Annotated in this window: 16 protein-coding genes; 4 read left to right on the forward strand and 12 right to left on the reverse strand. The window is 40.8% G+C overall.

The window, feature by feature from the left end; translation table 11 throughout:
- Positions 1-7: 7 nt before the first annotated feature.
- From LH29_RS00665 to LH29_RS00680, 4 genes are all read left to right on the forward strand, one after another.
- Positions 8-1,444, forward strand: coding sequence for an arylsulfatase (locus LH29_RS00665; RefSeq protein WP_045025649.1), 1,437 nt, complete (start codon positions 8-10; stop codon positions 1,442-1,444).
- Positions 1,445-1,454: 10 nt separating this feature from the next.
- Positions 1,455-3,029 carry a sulfatase gene (locus LH29_RS00670; RefSeq protein WP_045028366.1) on the forward strand — a complete coding sequence of 525 codons (1,575 nt, stop codon included), beginning with the start codon at positions 1,455-1,457 and terminating at the stop codon, positions 3,027-3,029.
- Positions 3,030-3,139: 110 nt separating this feature from the next.
- Positions 3,140-4,069: a hydroxypyruvate isomerase family protein gene (locus LH29_RS00675; protein ID WP_045025650.1), complete on the forward strand. Its 930-nt coding sequence runs from the start codon at positions 3,140-3,142 to the stop codon at positions 4,067-4,069.
- A gap of 650 nt (positions 4,070-4,719) precedes the next feature.
- Complete coding sequence (locus tag LH29_RS00680) at positions 4,720-5,508, forward strand: helix-turn-helix domain-containing protein (protein ID WP_198152315.1); 789 nt, start codon at positions 4,720-4,722, stop codon at positions 5,506-5,508.
- Between the two features lie 73 nt (positions 5,509-5,581).
- On the opposite strand, the gene LH29_RS00685 is transcribed toward LH29_RS00680, so the two are convergent.
- The 12 genes from LH29_RS00685 to LH29_RS00740 all read right to left on the reverse strand — a co-directional run bounded on the left by LH29_RS00685 (position 5,582) and on the right by LH29_RS00740 (position 26,943).
- Positions 5,582-7,990 carry an ABC transporter permease gene (locus LH29_RS00685; RefSeq protein WP_045025652.1) on the reverse strand — a complete coding sequence of 803 codons (2,409 nt, stop codon included), beginning with the start codon at positions 7,988-7,990 and terminating at the stop codon, positions 5,582-5,584.
- Positions 7,991-8,063: 73 nt separating this feature from the next.
- Positions 8,064-8,732 (reverse strand): ABC transporter ATP-binding protein, encoded by a 669-nt coding sequence (locus LH29_RS00690; RefSeq protein WP_045025653.1) that lies wholly within the window; start codon positions 8,730-8,732, stop codon positions 8,064-8,066.
- A 57-nt stretch (positions 8,733-8,789) separates the two neighbouring features.
- Positions 8,790-9,164: a GxxExxY protein gene (locus LH29_RS00695; protein WP_045025654.1), complete on the reverse strand. Its 375-nt coding sequence runs from the start codon at positions 9,162-9,164 to the stop codon at positions 8,790-8,792.
- A 57-nt stretch (positions 9,165-9,221) separates the two neighbouring features.
- Positions 9,222-11,639 (reverse strand): ABC transporter permease, encoded by a 2,418-nt coding sequence (locus tag LH29_RS00700; RefSeq protein WP_045025655.1) that lies wholly within the window; start codon positions 11,637-11,639, stop codon positions 9,222-9,224.
- A 16-nt stretch (positions 11,640-11,655) separates the two neighbouring features.
- On the reverse strand, positions 11,656-13,998 hold the full coding sequence (locus tag LH29_RS00705) for an ABC transporter permease (RefSeq protein WP_045025656.1): 2,343 nt from the start codon (positions 13,996-13,998) through the stop codon (positions 11,656-11,658).
- A gap of 60 nt (positions 13,999-14,058) precedes the next feature.
- Positions 14,059-14,427, reverse strand: coding sequence for a GxxExxY protein (locus LH29_RS00710; protein ID WP_045028367.1), 369 nt, complete (start codon positions 14,425-14,427; stop codon positions 14,059-14,061).
- Between the two features lie 62 nt (positions 14,428-14,489).
- Positions 14,490-16,865, reverse strand: a complete 2,376-nt coding sequence (locus LH29_RS00715; protein ID WP_045025657.1) for an ABC transporter permease — start codon at positions 16,863-16,865, stop codon at positions 14,490-14,492.
- Positions 16,866-17,193: 328 nt separating this feature from the next.
- The gene (locus LH29_RS23495) at positions 17,194-18,195 is read right to left on the reverse strand and encodes a DUF4097 family beta strand repeat-containing protein (protein WP_052670487.1); all 1,002 of its coding nucleotides are present in this window, start codon (positions 18,193-18,195) and stop codon (positions 17,194-17,196) included.
- Positions 18,196-18,516: 321 nt separating this feature from the next.
- Entirely contained in the window at positions 18,517-19,515 is a 999-nt protein-coding gene (locus LH29_RS00725) for an SMP-30/gluconolactonase/LRE family protein (protein WP_045025658.1), read from the reverse strand.
- Between the two features lie 157 nt (positions 19,516-19,672).
- Positions 19,673-22,051 carry an ABC transporter permease gene (locus LH29_RS00730; RefSeq protein ID WP_045025659.1) on the reverse strand — a complete coding sequence of 793 codons (2,379 nt, stop codon included), beginning with the start codon at positions 22,049-22,051 and terminating at the stop codon, positions 19,673-19,675.
- 89 nt (positions 22,052-22,140) lie between these two features.
- Positions 22,141-24,528 (reverse strand): ABC transporter permease, encoded by a 2,388-nt coding sequence (locus tag LH29_RS00735; protein WP_045025662.1) that lies wholly within the window; start codon positions 24,526-24,528, stop codon positions 22,141-22,143.
- A gap of 81 nt (positions 24,529-24,609) precedes the next feature.
- Positions 24,610-26,943: an ABC transporter permease gene (locus tag LH29_RS00740; RefSeq protein WP_045025664.1), complete on the reverse strand. Its 2,334-nt coding sequence runs from the start codon at positions 26,941-26,943 to the stop codon at positions 24,610-24,612.
- Positions 26,944-26,995 lie beyond the last annotated feature (52 nt).

Here is a 26,995-nt window from a genome sequence, read left to right on the forward strand (position 1 = left end):
ACTAATTATGAGAAAACTAATCTTACCAGCTATTCTAAGCTTGCTGCTGCTGGCTTGCCAGCCTAAAACTAAAACAACAGAGACGCAGCCTGCGCAGCCAAATATTATTTACATCCTGGCCGATGATTTGGGTTATGGCGATCTGAGTTGCTACGGGCAAACGCATTTTTCAACACCCAATATCGATAAGCTGGCCGCAAATGGCATGCTGTTTACCCAGCATTATTCGGGTTCAACGGTTTGTGCTCCGTCGCGCTCGGCGTTAATGACCGGGCAACACACCGGCCACACACCCGTTAGAGGCAACAAAGAATGGCAGCCCGAAGGCCAGTATCCCATGGCGGCCAGTGCTGTCACCGTGGCCGAAGCACTTAAAGAAGCTGGTTACACCACAGGTGCTTTTGGCAAGTGGGGATTGGGTTATCCGGGCTCGGAAGGTGATCCGAACATGCAGGGATTCGACGAGTTTTATGGCTACAACTGCCAGCGAATGGGACATAACTACTACCCTTATCACTTATGGCACAACCAGGAAAAAATTGTTCTTGAAGGCAATTCCGGTAAAAAAACGGAATCGTACGGACCGGAACTCATTCATAAAGAAGCGCTTCGTTTTATCGAAAACAACAAAAACCAACCGTTTTTTATGTATTATCCGTCCATAATTCCACACGCCGAATTGTTTGCTCCTGAAGAATATATTGCCAAATACCGCGGCAAACTTGAGCCCGAAAAAGCTTACAAAGGAGTTGATGATGGCCCCAACTACAAACAGGGTGGCTACGGTTCGCAGCAGGAAACGCATGCAGCATTTGCAGCCATGGTGGATTACCTTGATATGCAGGTTGGCGAAATCGTTGCCAAATTGAAAGAACTGGGGATTTACGACAACACTTTGATCATTTTTACATCTGATAACGGACCACATTTGGAAGGTGGAGCCGACCCTGATTATTTCAACTCAAACGGACCATTAAAAGGTTACAAACGCGATTTATACGAAGGTGGTATCCGGGTACCAATGATTGCAATGTGGAACGGAAAAATTAAAGCCGCCACCACATCCAACCATATTTCTGCATTTTGGGATGTCTTTCCAACCGTAGCCGAAATTACCGGCATTTCTACTCCCGATTCCATTGACGGAGTTTCATTTTTACCTACACTGCTGGGCGAAGAACAAACGGCTCAGCACGATTATTTGTATTGGGAATTCCATGAATTGAAAGGCCGGCAGGCAATTCGTAAAGGCGATTGGAAACTGGTGCGCTACAACGTTTTCACACCCGAAAAAACAACTACCGAATTATACAATCTGGCTACCGATGTGGGCGAAGAGAACAATGTTGCTTCCGATCATCCTGAATTGGTTGAGGAAATGATTGCGCTAATCGAAAAATCACATACTAAATCTGATCTTTTTAAATTCGGAAATGAAGAATAAACGGAACATTATGAGCAACAAAATCACATTTCTGCTTCTAATTGCGATTACATTGTTATCGTGTGAGCCCAAAAAACAAGAGGTTTCAAAACCCAATGTTCTTTTTATTCTGGTTGACGATTATGGCTACACCGATTGCAGCGTAATGGGCAGCAAATACTACGAAACACCCAATATCGACCGTATTGCCAACGAAGGGATGCTGTTTACCGACGGCTATGCAGCTTGTCAGGTTTGCAGCCCGTCGCGAGCCAGCATCTTAAGCGGAAAATTCCCGGCACGGCATGGTATTACCGACTGGATTGGAGCAAAAACCGGCGAAGAATGGAGCAATACCGGCCGGGCCACAAAACTGCTTCCACCGGAGTATGTTCATCATCTTGAGCACAGCTACACCACATTGCCCGAAGCAATGAAAGAGGCCGGCTATAAAACTTTTTTTGCCGGGAAATGGCATTTGGGCGAAAAAGGATCGTGGCCCGAAGATCATGGTTTTGACATCAACAAAGGCGGTTGGGATGTTGGTAGTCCGAAGGGCGGTTATTACGCCCCCTGGGAAAATCCTAATCTGCCAAGTGGCCCCAATGGAGAGAACCTCACCATGCGCTTGGCAAAAGAAACTGTAGACTTTATCAAAAACCATAAAGACACCGCTTTTTTCGCTTACCTGTCGTTTTATGCGGTACATGGCCCCATTCAAACCACACAGGAAAAATGGGCAAAATACCGCGATAAAGCCGAAGCAATGGGAATTGCCGAAACCGGATTTGAAATGGGTCATTTTCTGCCCATCCGTCAACATCAGGATAACCCCATTTATGCCGGGCTGGTGGAAAGTACCGACGACGCAGTTGGTTACATTCTTGATGCCCTGGACGAATTGGGCCTGGCAGAAAATACAATAATCTGCTTTACCGGCGATAATGGCGGAGTGGCGGCCGGCGATGCATTTGCCACCTCGAATAAACCCTTGCGTGGCGGCAAAGGATATCAGTACGAAGGCGGAATTCGCGAACCATTCTTTATAAAAGTTCCTGAGCTGGGAAATGGACAGACGTGCAACACTCCTGTTACCGGAACCGATTTCTACCCTACAATTCTGGAACTTTGCGGGGCCAATTTAAAACCGGAAGAACACAATGATGGAGTGAGTCTTGTTCCGCTTTTAAAAGGCGGATCACTTGCCGAACGACCTTTAATCTGGCATTACCCGCATTACGGGAACCAGGGTGGCGAACCATCATCAATTATCCGTTTGGGCGATTGGAAGCTTATTCATTATTACGAAGACGGCCGGGAAGCTTTATATAATTTGAAAAATGATTTAAGCGAAACAAATGACCTGGCGGCTGAGAATCCGGAAAGAGTGGAACAGTTAAGCCAACAACTTTTTGCAATGCTGGAAGAAATGGGAGCTCGTTATCCAACACAAGATCCAACGTGGACAGCAGAGCGCGAAAAAGCACATCTTCAAAAGGTTATTGATAAAAGATGGCCGGCACTGGAAAAAGAACGGCTTTGGATGCTCTCAGAGGATTTCGATCCGGGTAATGATTGGTGGGGAAGTAAAATCACGATTGACTAAGCAAAATATAGTCATATTTCATATCTTTTACGTCTTAATAAAACAGTACATACTTTTAATGTCTCAATAAACAACAGACAAAACAGCACATAATTTAAACCACATAACCAATGGAAAGAAGAAATTTTATTCGAAACACAGTAGCGGGCAGCCTGGCATTTAGCGGTATTTCCGGAATTGCAAGTGCAGCAACGCCAGATTCAAAAGTGTCAAATTCGGCAAAGTTTAAGTTGAAATACGCTCCGGGGCTTGGAACCTTCCGCGAGCATGTTGGACAAGACCCCATTGAAAACCTAAAGTTTATTGCCGATCAGGGTTTTACTGCATTTTTTGACAATGGCCTGATGTGGAAACCGGCCGAAATGCAGGAAAAAATTGGTAACGAAGCAGCACGGCTTGGTCTTGATATTGGCCCGTTTATCGTTTATGCCGATCATGGTGCCAAATACGCTGTTACTGACGATCCTGAAGTGACTAAAATGCTGGTAGATAAAACAAAAGAAGCACTTGATGTACAAAAAAGAACAGGTGCAAAAACAGGACTGATAACATTCGGTATATACGACGAAAAAATGGATTGGGATTATCAAACCATTAATGTAATCAATAATATGCGCGCTTGTTGTGATGTTGCCGGAACAACCGGACTGGAGATGGTTATGGAACCACTTAACCACCAGGTTGACCATCCAAAATTATTCCTCACAAAAATGGCTCAGGCTAAAATGATATGCGTAGCCGTTAATCATCCAAGCTGTAAAATTGTCGACGACCTGTACCATCAGCAAATTACCGAGGGGAACCTCATTATGAACATGGATATCTGCTGGGATTATATTGGTGCATTTCATTGTGGCGACAACCCCGGACGTAAAGAACCCGGAACCGGTGAAATTAACTTTGTCAATATCTTCAAACATTTGCACGACAAAGGCTACAAAGGCACAATTTGCGCCGAACATGGTAAAAGTATTTCCGGAAAAGAAGGCGAAATAGCGTTTATTGAAGCCTACCGGAAAGCTGATTCTTTTGAAGTTTAAGAGTTAAAACAGTAGATAATTGAAAAAGGTGGTTTGTTAACAAACCACCTTTTTTCATTTATGTTTAATCTAAGAGGAGGGTAGGCAGTTTACGGCAATACTACCGAAGAACCGCCAAATATTTTGTATTGGTTAGTATGTCCTTCTCCGAACGTTTTGCAAAGATCGTTCGACATTCGATAAACGCAGCTTCAAATCGTAAAAATTAAGCTCCATATTGTAAAAAGCATATACCTATACCAATAATTTGTACTTTTATAGCACAACTTAATTCGCAAATGATTCAAACTATTGCTCTATTGTCTCCCATTTACGTTACCTTATTTTGGGGCATAATATTTTTAGTTCAAAAAAAATCGGACAATGCCCCACGGTGGACACTTGGCCTGTTTTTAATTTTTGCGTGCTTTTTATATATCTCTCATGCCATATTTTTTTCGAGACTGTATCACCTTTATGCCTTTTTCGAAAGTATTTATTTATACACCGGACTGTCGCTCTACCCTCTTTTTTACACTTATATTTTAAAACTAACAACCCATAGCTTTAAAACACCCCGTCATTTATTTCATTTTATACCCGGGGTCCTTTTTGGGGTAGTTTCGCTACTATTAACGCTTACACTCTCACCCGAACAACGTATTTACTACGTGAAGCACATTCTCGTTGAAACAAACCTGAAAGCAATAAATTTCAACACTTTACCCGGAATAAAAGGATACATCTTTCTGCTCAGCCGAATTGTTTTTATTCTTCAAACAATAGTTTATCTGATGCTGGTAATTCGACTCTCCAACCAACATAATAAAACCATTAACCAATATTTTTCGAATACCGAAGGCAAAAAAATGAACTGGGTACGTAACCTGAGTATCCTTGCTTTTGCCGTATCGGTTGCAGCTATAGCTTTTGCGCTTTTAGGAAGGAGTTATTTTATACACCATAACCTTTCGCTTCTTATTCCTTCAATTTTTTTCACCACAATATTTTTTCTTATCGGTTACAAAGGAAATATGCAGCGCGAAATCTTTGAAATGTTATACGAACAAGAGAAAGACAATGTGGACGAGGAGATTTCGGACAGCCCTGAAAATGACTTAAAAACACGACTTTTAAAACTATTTGAACACGACAAAATATACCAGGTTAACGAACTGAGAATAAGTACGGTTTGTGAATCGCTACTTACCAACCGCACCTACATTTCGAAATTGATAAACGACGAATTTGAAATGAATTTTAACGAGTTTGTAAATAAATACCGTGTTGCAGAGGCCAAACAGCTATTACTTTCACGCGAAAACAACAAGTTCACAATGGAATATATTGCCCAGCAAGCCGGCTTTGGTTCGGTTGCGTCATTTTCGCGGGTGTTTAAGGAAATTGAAGGAACAACTCCGGGGAAATATCGCGAAAAAAATTCTTCAAAAATGACTTAAATCAGACCGGGATTTCGTCACTCATACCTGAGCGCCTCAATACTGACGAAACTTCGTTTGTCAGCATCTACGCCTACTCATATCGTAAGGCTTCGACAGGATTTCGACTGGCTGCTCGATACGATTGAAAACTTACCGTAAACAAGGCAATCGCTAATGCCAGAACTCCGGCCACCACAAAAATCCACCAACTCAAAGTGGTTTTATAGGCAAAATTCTCCAACCATTTATCCATGGCAAACCATGCCGCAGGACAGGCAATAACAAAGGCCAGCGCCACCCATTTAATGTAATCTTTATTAAGCAGTGTCAGAATTTCGGAAACGCGCGCGCCATTTACTTTTCGCACACCAATCTCTTTGGTACGGTTTTGTGTAATAATCAGTGCCAAACCAAACAAACCCATCGAGCAAATAAACAAGGCAATAAGCGTAAAAACCGATAACAAGCGAGCCTGTAGCAACTCGGCTTTGTACACGCGTTTATACATGGCATTAACGTGCTCGTACTGAAACGGATATTCGGGAAACAGATCATTCCACACCTTTCCCATATCGGCAAGCGCTTCATCTTTCATTCCGGGTTTAAACGACACCACAAAGTTTAAAAGCCATAATTTATCGCGTTTAAAAAGTACCAGCGGCTCTACCTGTTTTCGTAAACTCGACAAATGAAAGTCTTCAACCACACCGATAATTTTCCCTTTTGGTATGGTAATTCCCGATCCCGGAGATGAAAAAATAAGTTTGAAATCTTTACCAACAATATCCTCCGGATTCGAATAATGCAAGCGTTTCATGGCCGCTTTATTGATAATGTATTCACCCGAACCTTCATTGTCTTTGTTGTTTTCCGAAAAATTGGTGCCGGCCAAAAACTGCAGGTTGAATATCGATGCAAACGAATAATCGCAGGGGAAAACACCAATGCCATCAGAATTCTGCCCGGGATCTTCCGTTTCGTAACCTTCCATTTCAAACGGAAACATATCGTTTGCCTCGCCACCCGGTGGTTCCAACATGGCAGAAACCGATTCGATGCTGTTGTATTGCAGCAATTCCTCTTTAAGCACGCCAAATTTTTGCTGAATACTGGCATGAACCGATTCAAAACAAATCACATTGTCTTGCTGAACGCCCATACTGTTTTTTAGCGCGTAGTTGGTTTGCCGCGAAATTACAATTACGGTAATGATTAAAGCAATGGAAAAAGCATATTGAAAAACGATTAAAACACGGCTGACGCCATTGCGGTGAACCGCCACTGCAGATCCTCTGTTTCCACCCAGGCGGATAGTCGAGAAAACCGATTTCAGAACCGGAAGCATACCAAATACCAGCGCTAATAAACTAAATGCCAAAACCAACAGAATAATTGTGGTAGAATTCCCGGCCAGCAAATTCAGCTTATAAAAACGAATGATTCCGGTATTGACCGGCACCGACAGTAAAACGGTAAAAAACAAGGCGGCCGCAAGAATACAAATCCCCTCGAAAAAGAAATACTTAACCACCGCACTTTTTGAGGAGCCAAGTAGCTTGTTTATAAACAGATATTTTGCACTGAAACCGCTCATCCCAATATTCAAGTTGGCGTAATTACTAATTGAAATTAGCAGCAAAATAAAAGCCGCAATGGCCAGTACATAAACGTTTCGGATGTTACTGTTTTCTTCGATCTCGCGGAGTTTATGCGAGTTTAAATGAATATCGGAAATCTTTTGCAAATGCACTTCGGTATCCATTTCCTCCGGATTGGTTTCGTTATTGTTTTTCAGGTAATCGTAAATTCCAGCCGTAACATTTTCAGGCGTAGTATTTTCGTTTAAAACCAGGTAGGTCCAGGCCCAGCCATAGGTAAACTGATCAGTCAGTGGTGTGGCCACAAAATCGGGATGAAAGTGACTGTTTGCCGGAAAATCTTCCATTACTCCTGCTATGGTAAAGTCCTGATCCTCGCCGTAATATTGCCCGGCCGGTAAAGTAAGCACCTCTCCCACCGGGTTCTTTTCTCCAAAAACCATTTTTGCAAAACTTTGGGTGACCACCATTGATGCCGGATTTTCAAGCACCGATTGTTTATCACCTATCAACATTTTTGCATCAAAAACATTAAAAAAAGTACTGTCGCACTCAAAAGCCTGCGCCACTTTGTAGTACCGCTGATCGTATTTCATTAAACCACCACGCACCGGACGTAAACGGACGAATTCCTCCACCTCCGGAAGCGCATCGCTCATTTCATGAATATACCCGGGATTGATGATGCGGGCAAAGTGTTTTCCGCTGAAAAAATCAGGATCCGTGGTTGTATAGCGGTAGATCTGAGCTGATTTCTGATGAAACGAATCGTAAGTCAACTCATTTTTCAGAAACAGCGCAATAAATATTATCCCGGTTAAAGCCAGACCAAGTCCGATTATTTTTACCAGGTTTAAAAACGGATGCTTTTGCAGGTTTCTTAATACAACTTTCAATACCATCTGTGCTTAATTAAGCTGTCATTTCTCACTGCGTTCGAAAGGACAGATATTTGAAACTTATTTTTGATAATTGCTATTCGTCTTCTTTCAAATAACCATCTTTTAAACGGACAATACGGTTTCCGTATTTTGCATTTTCTTCAGAGTGCGTCACCTGGATGATGGTCATTCCCTCATCGTTCAGTTTTTTCAGTAGCTCCATAATCATTTGTCCCTGCTCGCTGTGCAGGTTTCCTGTAGGCTCATCGGCCAGTAAAAGTTTCGGACTACCCACAATTGCGCGTGCAATAGCTACCAGTTGTTGCTGACCACCCGACAACTGACTTGGGAACAGATCCTTTTTGGCCACAATGTTAAAGCGGTCAAGCATTTCGGCCACCAGGGCCTTACGTTCTTTGCCTTTCACCCCGCGATAAACCAACGGTGTTTCGATGTTTTCGTACACATTCATTTCCTCAATCAGATGAAAAGCCTGAAAAATAAAACCGATGTGACTACGATGGTACTGCACCTTTTGTTTTTCTTTTAACTGGTTGGCCGGCTGATCGAGGAACAAATATTCGCCTTCGTTGGGTTCGTCCAGAAAACCAATAATATTCAGTAAGGTTGATTTACCGGCACCACTGGGCCCCATAATTGAAACAAATTCGCCTTGATTAATATCAAGGTTTACTCCTTTTAATACAAAAGTTCGCTGAAACTTTGCGTCGTAGTATTTGTCGATGTTTTTTAGTTGTATCATGTTACTAGCTTATTAATTGTCTGAATCCTGATAATCAGGATTTAAAGATTTTCAGGATTAATGTTTTTTATACAGTCGTTTGGTTTGCAAGCTGGTAGAACCAAAATTCATGAGCAAACCAGTTTCTAAATCGTATGCTGTTAAGTAATTTAAACCTTGAGCGAGATGCACATCCTCAAGATTAATTATTGCTTTTAATTCAACCATAACTTTCTCTTCAATTATAAAATCTGCTCTACGCTTACCAACTTCGTACCCTTCGTAATAAATGGGCATTTCTTGTTCACGCTGATACGCGATTCCTGCATTGTCTAATTCAATAGCCAGGCATCTTTGATAAATTACCTCTTGGAATCCATTCCCCAGAGTGTTGTGCACCTTCATTGCACAACCAATAATTTTGTATGTCAGCTCATCATCTATCTTCGTCATTTCCCTTTTTCAATCAAGCTAATCCTAATATCCTGTCCATCCTGATTCCGAACACTTTTACTCATACTTCAAACTATCCACCGCACTCGAATGTGCTGTTTTTAGTGTTTGATAACTAACGGTTAACGATGCGATTGACACCAGCACCACAATGGGCAAAGCAAAAAACCACCAATTCATTTCCGTTCTGAATGCATACGACTTCAGCCACTCATTCATTATAAAAAAGGCTAAGGGAATACCTAAAATTGCCGAATACAATGTTAAATAGATAAACTCGCTGGAAAGGTTGTAAAACAAACTCGGCGTTGATGCTCCCAGAGCTTTTCGGACGCCCATTTCCTTTTTGCGAATTAATCCGGCAAACAGTGCCAGTGCCCATAATCCCAAACAAGCAATAAAAATGGCCATCAGTGCAAACAGCCCAAAAATGGTAGCAAATTTCCGATCAAGTGAATATTGCGCTTCATAAAACTGATCGGAAAAGAAATAATCAAAAGTTGATTCCGGGAAAAACTGATTCCAGATTTCGTTTACCTTACCCGAAGCAGAAGCAACATCAGCCCCCGATATTTTCAGTGATAAATATTTAGGTCGCAGCCAACCGATGCTGTTGTACATGATCATCATTATCGGGGTGTACGATTTATTCAGCGACTGCTGATGGTAATTTTCAACCACACCAATTACCTGGTAAGGTTCTGATTCGCCTTCAATTAAAACCTTCTGATCGATGGCATCGGCGTTATTCGCAAAACCCAGCTGTTTCACCGTTTCTTCGTTCAGAATAACCTTTTTTATATCGTTGGTAAAAGTTTCGTCAAAACCTCTTCCTTCCAGAATATTCATTTCGTAAGTATCAATAAAATCGTAATCAACCGTTTGCATTTCGTACAGGCGGTTTTGTTTGGCGGCATCTTCAAACAAACGATTTGATGCGAAAAAGGCCACTTCCATTCCAGGCACCGCATTTGAAATAGCCACGTTTTTTACATCGGGCAAATCTTTTAACTGGCGCTTGAAACTCATGACTTTCTCCATTAAATTAGGAGTTTGTGCAGGAAATTTCACCACTAATGTTTTATCGATGTTTATACCCAGCGGCTGATTCTGCATGTATTTTAGCTGCGCATAAACCACCAGAGTTCCGCAAATTAAAACCAGCGAAGCCACAAACTGAAAAACCACCAAACCTTTTCGTACCATACCTGCCCGTTGTGAGTTCAGGTATTTTCCTTTCAATATAATTGCAGGCTTTACATTCGAAAGCACAAGCGATGGATACAGCCCGGAAAGAACGATACCCGTTACAAGAAATAGTGTGATTAAGACCCAAAAGCGGGGCATGTATAAAATTGAAAAACCAATGGTTTTGCCGATAAACGAGTTAAATGAGGGAATAAGAAGCAGGAATAGCCCAATTGAAACAGCCAGGGCAATAACATTTACCAGGGTTGATTCAATTAAAAATTGAATGATTAGTTGCTTTTTCTGTGCCCCCGACACCTTTCTCACACCTACCTCGCGTGCACGCTCCAGCGATCTCGAAGTAGTAAGATTGATGTAATTTATCCAGGCGATAAGAAGAATTGCCAGTGCAATCAGAACCAGGGCTTTTACCGCTTTTTCGTTTCCTTTGGCTTCGCGTTCGTATTGTTTTTGCGGAGTCAGATGAATATCAGCCAACGGTTGTAATTCAATGGCCCAGGTTTTATTTTTAAGTGCATCGGCTGTTTTGTATTTTTCCGACATGGCCGGAAAAGCATTCTCAATGCTTATGGGCGAAATACCTGGTTCCAGCTGAACATACGAATAGGTTTCGTGCAGGTACCAGAAGTTTTTAATCCAATCGGGTTGTGTATCCCACGACACAAAATAGTCGAAATTAAAATGGCTGTTAGCCGGAATATCTTCCAGCACGCCGGTTACTTCGCATTCATAAGCCTGGTTTAGCGTTCTGAACTTTAAAACTTTACCCAGCGGATTTTCATTCTTAAAAAACTTATGGGCTGCCAATTGCGAGATCACTACTTTATTCGGACTGCTTAAGGCAGTTGACACATCTCCATCAATCAGTTTAAACGAGAAAATGGAAAAGAAAGAAGGTTCGGTAACAACAACCGAATTTTCGCGCGATTTATCCTCTTCGTAACTCACCATTTGCTCGGTGCTGTTAATGGCAATTCGCACGAAATCCTGAATACCGGGAATGTTTTCTTTCATGGCACTGGCATAACCAAACGATGCCGTTGCCCAATCGTCGGTGAGCGTTTCGCCTTCGTAGAATTTACTTTCAACACGATATATACGATCCGCATTTTCATGCATCGAGTCGTAGCTGCGCTCAAAACTTACATAGTTAAAAATAAGCAGAGCCACCACCATCCCAATTACTAAACCGGTAATATTTATAAAAGTGAAAAGCTTGTTTTTCAACAAGCTACGAAGTGCAACTTTCAGGTAATTTCTAAACATATTTTTAATAAACTTTTTATTCGTATCTGAGTGCCTCAACCGGATTTAACAACGATGCTTTTAATGCCTGATATCCACTCGACACTAAAGTTACAAAAACGGAAATTCCCAACACAAGCAGCAAATCAAAAACTGTGAATTGATATTTAAAATGCCCCGGTGTTACGTTTTTCAGGAAGTTGGCCAATGGGTACACAATAATATTTGCCGCCACAACCAAAATAATAAACTGCCGGGTAATTAACGGCAATATTTGTGCAGCTTGCGCTCCCTGGACCTTTCGAATTCCAATTTCCTTTATACGTCGCTGCGAGGCAAAAACAACCAGCCCAAATAATCCCATGGCCGCAATTAACACCGCCATTATGGTAAAAAAAGCAAATGTATTTTTAGCGCTCGTCCAAATTTCCAGTGCCAGCCGGTAAGTTCCTACATCGTACCCGTTTACTTCAAAAAGAATATTCGGGAAAGCCTCGTTTAATACCGAGTTAATGTGTTCAAGGCTGCTTGTCATAGTATTCGGATTCACCTTAAAAGTGAGATCGTTATTACTTGCAAAACCTTCATCGCGATACAACAGCACATACGGAATTATTGGATTATGTACATCTTCAATATTAAAATCTTTTATAACACCGATTACTGTAAAGTGGCCATCAATCATTTCAAGCCATTTCCCGATGGGGTTGTCCCAACCAAATTGTTTTACCGCCGTTTCGTTTATCAAACACGTTTTGGTTTCGGCTGAATAATCGGTAGAAAAGTTACGCCCATCCACCAATGTCATACTCATTGTATTCAAATAATTTTCGTCAGCCTGGTTCCATCGTACATAAGCATGATCATCGGTCGGGCCACCTTCGTAATGAACACGTGTTCCCCAATTTGAATGCAACGGCGAATTAATCGATATAGTCATGTTCTCGATTCCGGGATTTTCAAGTATCCGCTGCCGAACCTGCTGATATGAAACCGTGCTATTCACACTTGGCAACTTACAATGCAACAGGTTATCTTTTGTGTAGCCAAGATCTTTGTTTTTCAGAAATGTAACCTGCTTGTACATCCAGATACTTGAGGTTAAGAGCACCACAGAAAGTATAAACTGAAGATAGACCATGGCAGTTAATCCACGTACTTTCCCTTTGTTGAAAGAACCTCTGCCTTTTAAAACATTTACAGGCTTTAAACGCGATATAAACAGAGCGGGATAGCTCCCTCCGATAAATCCTGTTACAACAACCGTTGCCAGTAAAAACAACACAAACAGAGGATTTTGCAGCAACTGAAGTTCGATATTCCGGTTTACAACATTATTAAACAAGGGCAGTAAAAGATAAGCCAGGAACACTGCAAATGCCAGCGAGATTAGTGCAATTAACACCGCCTCGGTAAGAAACTGCACTCGCAAAATGTTTCGGTTGCTGCCCGACACTTTGCGAATACCAATTTCGACAGCACGCATGGTAGAAAACGATGTGGTTAGATTCATAAAACTCACACAGGCCAGCAAAAGAGTTAAAATACCAATGAAAGAGAAAAAGTAAATAATGGAGCCCCGGTCGTCGCGTACACGTTCTTTCAGGTGTAAATTGCTTAAGGGTTGAAGAAAGCTGACCCGTTTCGATTCCTTATCGTAACGTCGAATCACATCTGCTATTTTCTCATTCACTGTACCGGCCATAGCACCGGGTTTTAGCAACACAAAAATCTCGAACGAACTATTGTCCCAGTTATCATTGTATCTTTTTACCAGGTCGGCATTCGACCGAAAATACGTGGCTACAATCGACGATTGTTCAGGAATATCCTGCATAATTCCGGTAACACGAAGCTCCTGTTTTTTCTCATCCAGAATTATTTTCCCCATCGCATCCTGTCCGGGAAAATATCTTTCTGCCATCGATTCACTAAGTACGATAGAATTGGGATCGTCGAGTACATCTTCTTTATTTCCCCGAAGCAACTTAAACGAGAAAAAACCGAAAATTTCAGATGGCGCAAGCAGTCCGGTTTGCTCCTTAAAAACACGTTCCTCATCGGGCGACAAATACTCGTTCCAAATTTCGTTGGTGGCAATGGCATTCTCAACTTCAGGAACATTATCGCGAATGAATTTCGCCATCGGAACAACGGATTGACCGGTTTCATCCATCCTGTCCGTCATTTTATACGATTGTACGCGATAAATTCTGTCGAAATTTACGTTGAACTTATCGTAGTCCATTTCATACTGAACATAGCGGGCAACCAAAATAAAAGCAGCCAGCCCCACCGAAAGGCACAAAATCTGGATAGCAGAAAGCGTTTTCCGTCTTCTGATATTTCGCCAGGCTATTAAAATAAAATGTTTAATCATGGTTTTTGTTTTCTAATCATTGTCTGAATCCGGACAATCAGGATTTAAAGATTTTCAGGATTAATGTTTTTTGTATAGTCTTTTGGTTTGCAGACTCGTTGAGCCAAAATTAATGAGCAAACCTATTTCTAAATTGTAAGCCGTTAGATAATTTAAGCCTTGAGCGAGATGAACATCCTCAAGGTTAATTATGGCTTTCAATTCAACCATTACCTTCTCTTCAATAATAAAATCTGCTCTGCGAGTGCCAACTTCGTAACCTTCATAATAAATGGGCATTTCTTGTTCACGCTGATACACAATTCCTGCATTGTCTAGCTCAATAGCCAAGCATCTTTGGTAAATTACCTCCTGGAATCCATTCCCCAACGTGTTATGAACTTTCATTGCACTACCAATAATTTTGTATGTCAGTTCATCCTCTATCATCGTCATTTTCTTTTTTCAAATCATGTAAATCCTAAAATCCTGTATATCCTGATTCTGACAGTTTATTCGTAACGTAATGACTCAACCGGATTACGTGTTGCAGCACGCCAGCTGTTCCAGGTTACGGTTAGCAATGCAATTCCCAGTGCCAGCAAACCGGCCAGTGCAAAAATCCACCAGCTCATGTTGGTTTTGTAGGCAAAGTTTTCGAGCCATTTACTCATGGCATAAAAAGCAAGCGGAGTAGCTATAATAAATGCAAAACCCACCCATTTTACAAAACTCTGGTTTAGCAATCCTAATATTTCCGAAACCGTTGCTCCATTCACTTTTCGGATACCGATTTCTTTGGTGCGTTGCTGAGAAATAAACAGGGCCAACGCACTGATTCCGATAATGCTGATGAGAATCCCGATGGTTGAAAATGCAAATAGGATACGGCTCAAAATCGTCTCTGCTTTATATTGTTGAGCAATTTTTTCATCGATAAAAAAGTATTCGGGTTCCTGGTTAGGGTAATATTCATTCCAGGTGTTTTTAATGGCTTCCATGCCGGCGTGCAGGTTGTTAATCCGCACGTGAGTAAAACGCGCCCTTGGTCCGCCTTCATCCAGCCAAAAGGCAAAATCGCCAATGCTTTCATGTGCCGAACTGTAATTAAAATCCTCAGCAACTCCGACAAAATTAATCCGTGTTTCTCCCGGGCCTAAGGGTTGGGCATTTGAATAGGCCAAAAGTTTTTCCATGCTACCGTGTTTATCCATCAGTCGCTGGTACAAATGATTGTTTATCACCATTCCCCGCACGGTGTCGGCATCCGGTTTTATCCAGTTATGTATGAGTTTAATATTCATGGTTTTGAGGTAGTCATAGTTGGCAAAAACAAATTCAGCCGTACCCTCAATTCCCAGTCCTTCCAGACCCATTCCCTGTGCCGGATAGCCAAAATGCTGTGCCGTCATTCCTACCGAAACTACCTGGCTTTGTTTTTCCAACTCGCGGGCAAAAACAGCGGGGTCTTTGGAAAGGTCTGTTAAGTGCAAAACAACAACATTTTCCTTGTCAAAACCCAATGGTTTATTCAGAACGAAACCAACCTGCTTATTCACCAGCAAGGTTCCTGAAATGAGGACGATAACAATTGTTACCTGCACCACCAGCAATGATTTCAGGACATAACTACCCGAAAAGTTGTTGCGCCCCGCCAAAATATCGATAGCCGAACTGCGAGCCAGTAAAAATACCGACACAAAAAAGGCAGTGATAAAAAGGCAGATGATCAAAACTCCGATGATGGTAAGATATACAACCGGCTCTGAAAAATAAATATCGAATTCAATCTCGAACAATCGGTTAATCATTGGCTTTAAACTTTCAATCGCCAGCAATGAAATACCAATGGCCAGTAAGCAAACCAAAAACACTTCCATTAAAACCTGCCTGACCAACTGGCGTTTTGTTGCTCCTATTGATTTTTTCAGGCCCAGCTCTTTTGATCGTTTAATTAATTTGGCAATGGAAAGGTTGGTGAAATTCAGCAACGAGATCGTAAGAATGACAAATGAAATAAGGATAAACAAACCAATATTTATCTTGCTTGAACTTTCGCGCAACTCAAAACGGTAATCCGATTTTAAGTGAATATTATCCATCGGGAACAGCGAAAAATCGTATTCCTGAGGGCCACGTGTTGTTTTCAGACTGCTGTTATCGTAATAAGTAGCTACCTTCTCAGCTACGAGCTTTGGATCTGCAGCTTTCTGAAGTTTGAAATAGTTATAAGTCCACTGTATTTTCCGGTCGGGAAGCGAAGCAAAACGTTCTTGCAGTCCTCCTTTCTGAGAGATCAGCAATTCGTACCTGAAATGAGTTTTCGGATGCGTGTTTTTTACCACTCCCCGAATCTCATAATCGCCCAAATCCCTGGTATACTGCAGTGCTTCAATAGTTATGGTTTGACCAACAGGATTTAAGTTACCGTAGTATTTCCGGGCAAAATCCTCGGTAATAAAAACGGTATTAGGTTTCGAAATTTCTGACAGATCACCTACCACCGGCTCTACCTCAAAAAGCTCCATAAAGGCCTTGTCAACCGACATAATATCCTTTTGTGCAACATAAGATTCCCCCATTTTAATGGTACCTTCCTCGCAATGCGAAAACTGGGTAGCCAGCTCCACTTCAGGAATTTCGGCTGCTGCAGTATGAACAATTCCCATACTACGCGCCCATGAAGCATTATCGCGTCCTCCCGGAACAGAATTCACACGGTAGATATTTTCGTGCGCACCAAAATGTTTATCAAAACTTTTTTCGTTTGAAACGTGAATGAATAAAACCAGGAAAGACGAAATACCGATCACTAATCCAAAGATGTTGATCAGCGAAAAAGCCTTGTCTTTAAAAAGGCGTCGTATCGTAATTTTCAGATTGTACATTTACTGGTATTTAAGATCCGGTATTTGCCGGTAGTTTTGTTCGTCAGTTTATTAACCAACTCTTGTGCCTTAAATACTAAAGGCTGAATTCTAACCACTTAACAAAAATACTATTTTTATTGTGTAAATAATTTTGACAAAAACTGTATAATTCCTTGTCACAAAGACCGGAACATCAATTTCGCAGTTTTACTCCGTTGGATATAAAAGTCAGATGCGTTTTGTAGGAACTTTGGATCGGATTTTTTTGACAAAAAAATAGTGAGGACTTCACGTCAAGAGAAATCCTCACTATTACTACTAAATTTTATGCAGAAGGAAACGGGAACTAATCCTCGTAACTGATGTTCACGTTACCTCCTGATGCATGAGCATAAACCGGAATTCCTCCTCCGTTCATTTTACCTTTCACGCGGTCTTTTTCGGAAGTACCGTTAAAGTTATGGAGCTCGATATTCACTCTGCCTGAACGCAAATCAAGATCGAGGCCCAATTTCTCGCCATCATGAATAACCGCAGAAACACCACCGCCGCTGGATTGCAGGTACAACTCATCGCTTAGATTACTAATATTAACCTTAACCGATCCGCCACTCGATTTGGCCTTAACCATCCCCGCTTCACCCTGCACATACACACCGCCACCACTGCTACTGGCATCCACGTCGCCGTTAATCTCTTCGAGTTTTACACTGCCACCAGAACTGCGTGCATAAACACTTCCTTTAGCTTTTTCAAGCGTTACGCCACCGCCACTCGAACTCAGTTTAATGTCTCCCTTATGTTTGTACACGTGAACACCGCCACCCGATGAGCTGGCTTTTGTGCTACCGCTTGTATTTTCCAGTTTTACGCCACCGCCGCTACTTGAGAAATCATGTGTTCCTTTTACGCCCGAAATTTTCAGGCCACCGCCGCTGGATGATACATCGCACGACATTTCTTCCGGAACGATAATGGTGAGCGAAATACCCACATTGTTTCTCCAGAAATTCATCTGACCCCTGCGTTTTACAACTGCAGTAATTGTTGATCCGCTTTTTGAAAAATCGATATCAAAATCGTCAAGAACTTCATCCAACGATTTGTCAGACGGAGATAAAAGACTTCCGTTTTTACGTACAAAAGCCTGAATTATAACTTTTGGCTGATTATGTGTTTGCACTGTTACACCACCTCCCGATGATGAAGCATTGAGTTGCCCCGGCTGGTTGATATCAAAGGTTTTTGTAATGGTTGGCTGACCGTCTTTTGCCAATCCATTCAACGAAAGCACAGCGGTCAGCACTGCTATTATCGTAAATAATTTGATGTTCTTTTGAGTTTTCATAATGCGTTTGATTTAATTGTTTTAAACTGATTATTAGTTATAGGACGACAAAGTTTTGGAATAGTTACTATTATTTTCAAATCGATCTCGCCATAATTACCTCATCGGGCTGAAAGCCCAGACTATTCTAACCCAACGGCAAAGCGAATGCGACACCTTGGGTTTCAGACGCCTATCTTTACGTCGCCCTGTATGGGCAGACTAATAACCTGGGCTTTCAGCCCGATATCCTTTTTTGTTCATCTACCCAAGACGATGTCTTGGGCTCAATTTAGCTGTCCTTTCAGGACGAAAAATCAGGATTGGACAATTTTAATGAATTCATTTTTTAAGGTGAACGCGCATGAGATAATTGTCAGCTGTTACATACAAAGCCGAATAGTCGTCATTAAATGCGCAGTTTGCCGTCTCTTTCCCTGTTTCTATTTTTCCCAGGATTTTCCCGTCAGGAGAGAAAATAAAAATCCCGCCTGGCCCTGTAGCAAAGACCGTCCCATTCCTGTGAACTTTCATTCCATCGGGAAGTCCATTATTCGCTAAAACCAGGTTTGTTGCATCATAAAAAACTTTTCCATTCCCAATGCTTCCATTCTCTTTCACATCATAAACCATCCAGATGGCTCTTTTCGGATCTGAATTGGCCACATATAATTTTGTTCCATCAGGCGAAAAAGCAATTCCATTTGGGCGGGTCAATGCTTTTGTGAGCAACTTAATTTCGCCCGATTTTGAAAGTTTGTAAACCCCCTGAAAATCCAATTCCTTTGCAGGATCATCTACATTTTTTTCAAGCCCGTATGGAGGATCGGTAAAATACAATTCACCGGTTTTACTAAAAACGGCATCGTTAGGGCTATTAAGTTTCTTTGCCTGATAGCTGTCAACCAGGGTTTCAAATTTTGGTATCGGATCACTCAATGGTGCTAACATTTTAGCTATCCTGCGATCGCCGTGCTGGCAGAGAACCAAACGCCCATCCGAATCCAAAAGCAAGGCATTGGAACCAAGCTCTCCCCCTCTGGCTTGTTCCCCGGTATACCCTGATGGTTTAAGATACAACTTCAGTCCATCGGATTCACTCCATTCATAAATCGAATTGTCTGGAATATCTGAAAAAATAAGTTTGTTCTCAGAGCTCAGCCAAAGCGGTCCCTCTGACCATCCAAAGCCATCGGCCAGAATTTCTATGCCTGCAGAAACATCGATCAAATCGGCCAGGTGTGGATCGTCCACAATGATTTTTCCGGTGGTTTGATAGTTTTGAGCGAAAGCTGGAACCGTCAAAATAAATGATAAAACCAGGTAAATAAATTGATGCATCTTGTTCTCTTTTAGGTTTGACTAATACCTATAAAGGTATGAATAAGCTTCGTAATTTGTTTGGTAACTCCCTTAGCTACTTTGAAGTTTGGGCTTACTCATACCTAAATGCCTCAATACTGACGAACTTCGTTTGTCAGCATCTCCGCATTTCTCACTACTCGTATCGAAGTGCTTCGACCGGATTCCTCGTTGCCGCCCTCCAGCTTTGCCAGCTAACGGTTAGTAATGCAATTCCCAAAGCCAGTACTCCGGCAAGGGCAAATATCCACCAGCTTAAAGTAGTTTTATAAGCAAAGTTTTCAAGCCATTTATTCATGGCGTAGTATGCAATGGGGGTGGCAATTATAAATGCTATGACTACCCATTTTATAATATTATTATTTAGAATAATCACTACTTCAGAAATTTTAGCACCGTTAATTTTTCGAATCCCAATTTCCTTTTTTCGTTGTAAAGCCGAAAAAGAGATTAGACCAAAAAGACCTAAGCAAGCTATAAATATCGCGATCAGGGTAAATATTTTAATCAATGAACTGAATTCAGTTTCGGTTTTATAAAGTTCCTCAAAACGTTCATCCAGAAAATGATATTCGAAAGGTACATCGGGAGAGAACTTCTTCCATGTGCTTTCAATTGTGGCAATTGTATTTTCCAGATCCATCCCCGATACTTTAATGTTAATGCAAGTATTCCACGGCAGATAACAAAGCATTGAAGGTTTTATTTCGTGGTGCAAAGAGTTAATATGGAAGTCCTTAATTATCCCAATAATCGTAATGTCATCTCCTAAAAAAGTTACGGTTGAGCCAATTGGGTCTTCTAACTCCATTTGCTTTACAAAACATTCATTTACCAACGCCGTGTTATTTAAGTCGTTTTTAATGGTTTTTGAGAAATTACGACCTGCGAGAAGTTCAATTCCAAATGTTTCGATGAAATCAGGATCAACCGTTGTAGCTTTATAATTTTTAAATTCACCATTCACTTTATGTTTGGAACCAATATTCAGATGGCCAACAAATGTTCCATTTGAACGTGCAACATTTTGAATCGATGGATTTGTCAATAATGATTCCCTAAATGACTGATATTGTTTACTTATACTGGCACCACCTGATAGGTAAATTAGGTGTTCTTTATCGAATCCCAGATTTTTAGATTTAATATAGTTCGCTTGTTTCGAGAATGTTAAAACCGCTATTATTAGAAAAATTGAAACAACAAATTGTGTTGTGATTAATACTTGTTTTAACCTATTTCCTTTCGTTCCTTTGTTGAATTCATTTTTTATACTCTTTACAGGTTTGAGCTTTGTAAGGAACCAGGCAGGATATAATCCTGAAATGAATCCAATCAGAATTAGTCCTCCAATCAGGAATACCAGTGCTTTGAATGTTTCACCAGGTGCAACCACGGATTTAAATCCGGTAAAGTTGAACAAATAGGGGTGAATGAAAAGAACTATAATTACTGCAATAATGCCAGCAATTGAAGTGATTAGTATTGACTCAGTTATAAATTGTTTGAATAAAGTACTTTTATCAGAACCGATTATTTTTCGAATTCCTATTTCTTTTAAACGGGTGCTGGAAATGGCCAGTGACAAATTAATGTAGTTTATAATGGCTATTATTAAAATGACCAGTCCTATTAGTAATATCAGATAAACAGAAAAGCGTTTGTTGCTACCATGGAAATGTACCTCTTTTAGTGGAACAAAGTTTAATTTGTATTCCTCTGCACGCTGACTTCCTTTATCTACCTGCCAACGCTCAGCCATCAGATTTGTCCAGCATTCGGGTGTTTCGTTATTGAGTTGATGTACTGTTTCAGGTGAAGAAATTTTAACAAAGCTGCCAAATCCCCAGTTGACCCAATCTTCGCTAATATTTCCGTTTCTAATGTGGTGATAAATTATGGTTGACATTGAAATTATTCCATTGTATGGAATTGATGAATTGGTAGGTGAGTCCTCAATTACACCGCTTACGGTGAAAGTATATTTTGCACTGGGGTAGTCACTTAAATAGGTAATTTGTTTACCTGTTGGGTTTTCGTTGCCAAACATTTTTCGCGACAAACGCTCTGATAAGATGATTGAATTTGGAAATTTCAGACCATTTTGGGCATCACCAAACAACATTTTAAAATCAAAAAAATCAAAGAAACTGCTGTCAGCAAAAATAAAATTCTCAGTTCTGATCGTTTCGTTTTCGTATTCTAAATAACCTTTATTTCCTCCACCAAACCATTCATCTACCCGAACAACATCTTCAATTCCGGCAATATTATCCTTTAAGAATAAGGCAACAGCCGGAGGTAAAGATCCATTATCGCCAAGATATACCTTGTAAATATTGTTCTGCTGTTTGTGAAAGCGATCGAAACTGAATTGATGATTTACGTATCTTGCTATTAGTATAAAAACAGCGATGCCAATTGCTAGTCCGATAATGTTAATCGAAGAATGAAGCTTATTGCGCCAAATGGTTCGCAGGATTATTTTATGATTTATATTTCTTAATGAGTTCATTTTATTAGCTTAAATATTTGATTTTTTTTTGTTTAGCTATTCGTACCTCAGCGCCTCCATCCCGATACGCTTCGCGATCGAGGATTTTGTCACTCATACCTGAGTGCCTCAACCGGGTTTCGTGTAGCAGCCCGCCAACTTTGCCAGCTAACAGTCAACAACGCAATTCCCAGCGCCAGCACCCCGGCAAGGGCAAATATCCACCAGCTTAGTGTGGTTTTATAGGCAAAGTTTTCGAGCCATTTATTCATAGCGTAGTATGCAATGGGCGTGGCAATTACAAAGGCAATAACCACTCTCATCACAAAGTCTTTGTTTAATAGCATCATTACTTCTGAAACTTTGGCGCCGTTTACTTTTCTGATACCAATTTCCTTGGTTCGCTTTTGCATGGCCAAAATAGAAAGAGCAAGCAAACCCATGCAGGCGATCAGAATTCCAATGCCTGCAAATACATTTAAACTGGCAGTCAGTTTACTTTCCGATTCGTACATTTGGTTGAGTTGGTCGTTTACAAAACTGTATTCAAAAGGGTATTCAGGCACAAATTCTTCCCACAATGTTTTTATTTGATCCGGCACTGCCGGTACTCCGGGATTCATTCTTACAATAATTTCATTGTAGTAAAACGGATTCATATTAAAACACATGGGAGTTATTTCACTGTGCAGCGATTTGAAGTTGAAATTTTCTACGATGCCAACTATCGTACCTTCCTGGTAAGCATATAATGTTTTCCCTATAGGATTATCAATCCCCATCTCATCAGCCGCTTTTTGGTTGATCACATAGGCACATTTTCTTTGGATGTCGTAATCAACTATGTCGTTTTTGAAGTCGCGATTAAATCCACGCCCCTCCACCATTTTAACACCTAGCGTTTCAAAATAATCGTAATAAACCGAGTTCCATTGCATGCTAACAGTTTCTCCTTCGGGCATTCCGTCACAACGAAAACCATCGGCTGATGTTTGTACATCCGAGGGCGAAGAAAAAGCGAGTGTTGCATTCTTTATCCCCTGCAATTTTTTTACTTCCTGTGCAAAAGCATCAAATTTATTCCCGTTTAATCCGTCGTCAACCGACATATTCAAAGGAATGGTTATTAATTCCTCCCTGGCGAATCCAGGGCTGTGTTTTTCCAGAAAATAAACCTGTTTATAAAATAAAGTAGTTATCGCCAACAGCACCACACTGATGGTAAATTGTCCAACGATAAAGACATTTACCATTTTGGGTTGTTTGTGCAGCGATTGTTGATCTGCCTTAAAAATACGTACTGTTTTTTGTCTCGAAATTATCAAGGCAGGAACAATCGAAGTTATAATTGCAAAAACAAAAATTACTCCTGTCAAAAAGAGTAAAAGTGTAAAATCAAACTCTTTTAAAGCTGGAAGAAATGAAAACCTGACTGTAAGAATAGAATTATACAGATAAATAAAAATTATTGAAATCGCCACGCTTATAGAGATATAAGATAATATCTCGCGAATTTGATCGCCGAAAATAATTGATTTTGAGGCCCCGCAAACTTTTTTGACTCCCGTATTAATAGCTCGTTGCGATGCGGTTCCAATGTGGAGCAGAAGAAAATTTACTGCCGACATGGAAAGTATAATCAAGGCAACAATGGCCAAAAGATATAGGTAACTTTTGTTTGCCTGCGGTACCGATTCCCAGCCGGTTTGCATTTCAGTGTGTAACTTTTTTAACGGTTGTAACGCCAGTTTATCGGGATTTTCTTCCACATGTGTCGTTAGGTAATCTGATACTTTTGTCGAAAAGGCTTCCTCTTCAATTTGGTTTTCGGCCAGGATAAATGTATGAATGTCGGATGGATAATTCCATGAAGGTTCAATCCAAACCTGGGTTAGTTTTGAGATACTTTCCAGGGGTAAAAGGATATCGCCACGAAAATTGGAATTCCTCGGGAAATCACTAAAAACCCCCTGAACTGTAAATAATCTGTCTTTGCCGATTTTTATCTGTTCCCCCACCGGGTCCTTTTCACCAAAATATTTTTTGGCTGCACTCCCCGATAATACAATAGAATTTGGCGAACTCAGGCAATTTGCCGCATCGCCTTTTTCAAGAGGAAATGAAAACAGCGAGAAGAAGTTTGGATCGGCAAAAATGGTTCGATTCTCATTAAACATTTTATCACCTGCAGTGAGTGCCAGGTAGCCCCAGTAAAAACTGGTGCGTGTAGCGTCCTTAATTTCCGGAAAACCTGATTTTAGGCTTTGTGCTAACGGCCCGTAAGTTGCTGCACCCGATAATTCATTTTTATCATTTTGAGTTAAAACACGGTACACCCGACTGGAATTTTCATATTGAGAATCATAGGTAAATTCCTGATAAACATGGCCCAAAACAATAATTACTACTGCCAAACCTATTGCCATCGACAAGATATTCAGCAGGTTCAATCTACTGTTTTTTCTGAATCCGCGCAGGATGATTTTTAGTGTTTTCATTTTTTTGTCTTTCAGGTTTATTCATATCTCAAAGCCTCAATACTGACGAAACTTCGTTTGTCAGCATCTACGCACTTCTCACTACTCGTATCGAAGTGCTTCGACAGGATTTCGCGTTGCCGCCCGCCAGCTTTGCCAGCTAACGGTTAACAGGGCAATTCCCAAAGCCAGTATTCCGGCCAGGGCAAATATCCACCAGCTTAGTGTGGTTTTATAGGCAAAGTTTTCGAGCCATTTATTCATGGCGTAGTATGCAATGGGGGTGGCAATTACCAAAGCTACAATTACCCAAATCACAAAATCTTTATTCAGCAAAACCAGTATTTCCGAAACGGTTGCACCATTCACTTTGCGCACACCGATTTCTTTCGTCCGGTTTAAACTGATCAGGAAAATCTGACCTAAAATCCCCATACAAGTTAGCACAATTGCAATTATTGAAAAGAATGTAATGGATTTGGCCAACTTATCTTCTTTTTGGTACATGGCCTGAAACTGGTCGTCGTAGAAAGTAAATTCCATGGGGTCGTCCGGTAACAGGCGCCCCCAAACTTTCCGAAGTTCACTTATTTGCTGTCCAAGGTTCCCGGGAATCAGCCGCAGTGAAAGCGTATTATACTCGCGGTCGGATTCGTAAATCAACGCAACCGGACTTAAAGAAGAATGTAACGATTCAACGTTGAAATTATTCACCATCCCCACTACATCGTAACCACCTTCTCTTCCGTTGTTATATTTTTTGCCAATAATATCTTCCCAGCCATAACGTTTTACGGCAGCTTCATTCATCAAACACGCCTTTCCTTTATCGCCCGACAAAAAATTTCGACCATCAAGTAGCTGAACGCCCATTGTTTCCAGGAAGTTTTCAGTTACATAAATACATTCGACCATAAACTCATCGTCTTCTACTCCACTTCCCATACTCATATTAATTAGCCCGGGATAACCGTTACTCAAAGCACTGCCCGATACAAAAGGAAGATCGCTGAACTCGTTTCGCAATGTCGTCTGGTTTTCACTCAGCCACGGAAGTTCTACCCTCAACAAGTGCTCTTCGTTAAAACCTAAATCATAGTGTTTTACGTATTGTAATTGTTTAAAAATCAGCATCACAACTGCAATCAGGGCAATGGAAACTGTTAACTGAAAAGTAAGCATTAGCTGTTTACCGAATTGTTTTCCGTTTCTTTTGCGTCCTCCCTGCAGAAAATCGGCAATGTTAAACCGGGATAAAATATAGATAGGCGCTAAACTGTTCAGAAAAATAATGCCGGTAACGATACCCAAAACAACAGGCAATAATTGTTGAAGATTAACATCGGCAAGATGAATTTCTCTTCCAAATAAGGTTCCGGTTGCCGGTAAAAGCAACGAGACAAATAGCACCGAAATAATCAAAGCAATAAAAATTCCTAGGGTAACTTCAATAAAAGAATCGATGAGCAAATGTGGTTTCCCCGCGCCATTGGTTTTGTTGATGCCAATTTCTTTCAGTTTTGCGTATTGCATTGAAACCGTGTAATTGAGGTAATTAATACTCGAAAGGAGAATAATCAGAATTGCAATAGCCAAAAAGATAAACAGCATTTTTGAATTGCCTTTGCTATGCTCATCAGTCCAACCCAACTTTATTGGAAACAGATAGATATCGGATAAACTTTGCAGTGCCAGGCTGTCGGTAGTGGTATTAAACTGCCCGATAGAGGCATTCATTTTCTTTGCAAACTCATCGGGTTCGATATTGTCTTTTAACAACAGAAAGTGTTCGACTGGAAATATACAAACACCGTCATTGCAGGCTTGCGCCATCTGAAATTCTTCATTTTCGCTATTCAGCAATAGTTCGGCTTTAAAACTCGAATTATCGGGCAAATCCTGCATAACAGCAGTAACTGTTGCCGAGAAAAATTCTTCTTTAATCGTTTTTCCTAACGGATTCTCATCCCCAAAAAGTTTTCTGGCTAATGACTCTGTAATTACTGCCGAGTTCAACTGACTAAAAGGCTTTTCATCCAGACTGGATAAAACGGGTATTGAAAATACATTGAAAAAGTTATTGTTCGTTGAAACAGTGTACTCAACACGTGTATAATTTCTTGTTTCAGGATCTTTTAGTGTAAATGGAAAATACGAGTACCCGAGCGGACAGGCTTTTTCAACATCAGGGTATTGTTCGGCAATTACAGCGTTGATTTTGTAATCGAGTCCCGACTCATTCTTTTTGGCATCATACACGCGATAAATCTGTTCATGCCGGGTATAGTGTTTGTTCACATTGTGTTCAGCACTGTAAAACAAAGCTATTAAAATACAGGCCGTAAAACCAATGGCAAACCCACCAATAATAAGCGATGAATACAACTTATTCTTCAACAAATTCCTGAATGCCAGTCTTATTTTGAATCGTAACATAGTTTTTCGTTTTTTAATTATTCTTACCCCTAAATCCCCTAAAGGGGACTTG

The sequence above is a fragment of the Draconibacterium sediminis genome, assembly GCF_000949475.1.
Lineage (GTDB): Bacteria > Bacteroidota > Bacteroidia > Bacteroidales > Prolixibacteraceae > Draconibacterium > Draconibacterium sediminis.

Excerpts from the sequence above, each read along its gene's own strand:
- LH29_RS00665 (WP_045025649.1), top strand. The coding sequence starts at position 8 with ATGAGAAAACTAATCTTACCAGCTATTCTAAGCTTGCTGCTGCTGGCT.
- LH29_RS00670 (WP_045028366.1), top strand. The coding sequence starts at position 1,455 with ATGAGCAACAAAATCACATTTCTGCTTCTAATTGCGATTACATTGTTA.
- LH29_RS00675 (WP_045025650.1), top strand. The coding sequence starts at position 3,140 with ATGGAAAGAAGAAATTTTATTCGAAACACAGTAGCGGGCAGCCTGGCA.
- LH29_RS00685 (WP_045025652.1), bottom strand. The coding sequence starts at position 7,990 with ATGGTATTGAAAGTTGTATTAAGAAACCTGCAAAAGCATCCGTTTTTA.
- LH29_RS00690 (WP_045025653.1), bottom strand. The coding sequence starts at position 8,732 with ATGATACAACTAAAAAACATCGACAAATACTACGACGCAAAGTTTCAG.
- LH29_RS00695 (WP_045025654.1), bottom strand. The coding sequence starts at position 9,164 with ATGACGAAGATAGATGATGAGCTGACATACAAAATTATTGGTTGTGCA.
- LH29_RS00700 (WP_045025655.1), bottom strand. The coding sequence starts at position 11,639 with ATGTTTAGAAATTACCTGAAAGTTGCACTTCGTAGCTTGTTGAAAAAC.
- LH29_RS00705 (WP_045025656.1), bottom strand. The coding sequence starts at position 13,998 with ATGATTAAACATTTTATTTTAATAGCCTGGCGAAATATCAGAAGACGG.
- LH29_RS00710 (WP_045028367.1), bottom strand. The coding sequence starts at position 14,427 with ATGATAGAGGATGAACTGACATACAAAATTATTGGTAGTGCAATGAAA.
- LH29_RS00715 (WP_045025657.1), bottom strand. The coding sequence starts at position 16,865 with ATGTACAATCTGAAAATTACGATACGACGCCTTTTTAAAGACAAGGCT.
- LH29_RS23495 (WP_052670487.1), bottom strand. The coding sequence starts at position 18,195 with ATGAAAACTCAAAAGAACATCAAATTATTTACGATAATAGCAGTGCTG.
- LH29_RS00725 (WP_045025658.1), bottom strand. The coding sequence starts at position 19,515 with ATGCATCAATTTATTTACCTGGTTTTATCATTTATTTTGACGGTTCCA.
- LH29_RS00730 (WP_045025659.1), bottom strand. The coding sequence starts at position 22,051 with ATGAACTCATTAAGAAATATAAATCATAAAATAATCCTGCGAACCATT.
- LH29_RS00735 (WP_045025662.1), bottom strand. The coding sequence starts at position 24,528 with ATGAAAACACTAAAAATCATCCTGCGCGGATTCAGAAAAAACAGTAGA.
- LH29_RS00740 (WP_045025664.1), bottom strand. The coding sequence starts at position 26,943 with ATGTTACGATTCAAAATAAGACTGGCATTCAGGAATTTGTTGAAGAAT.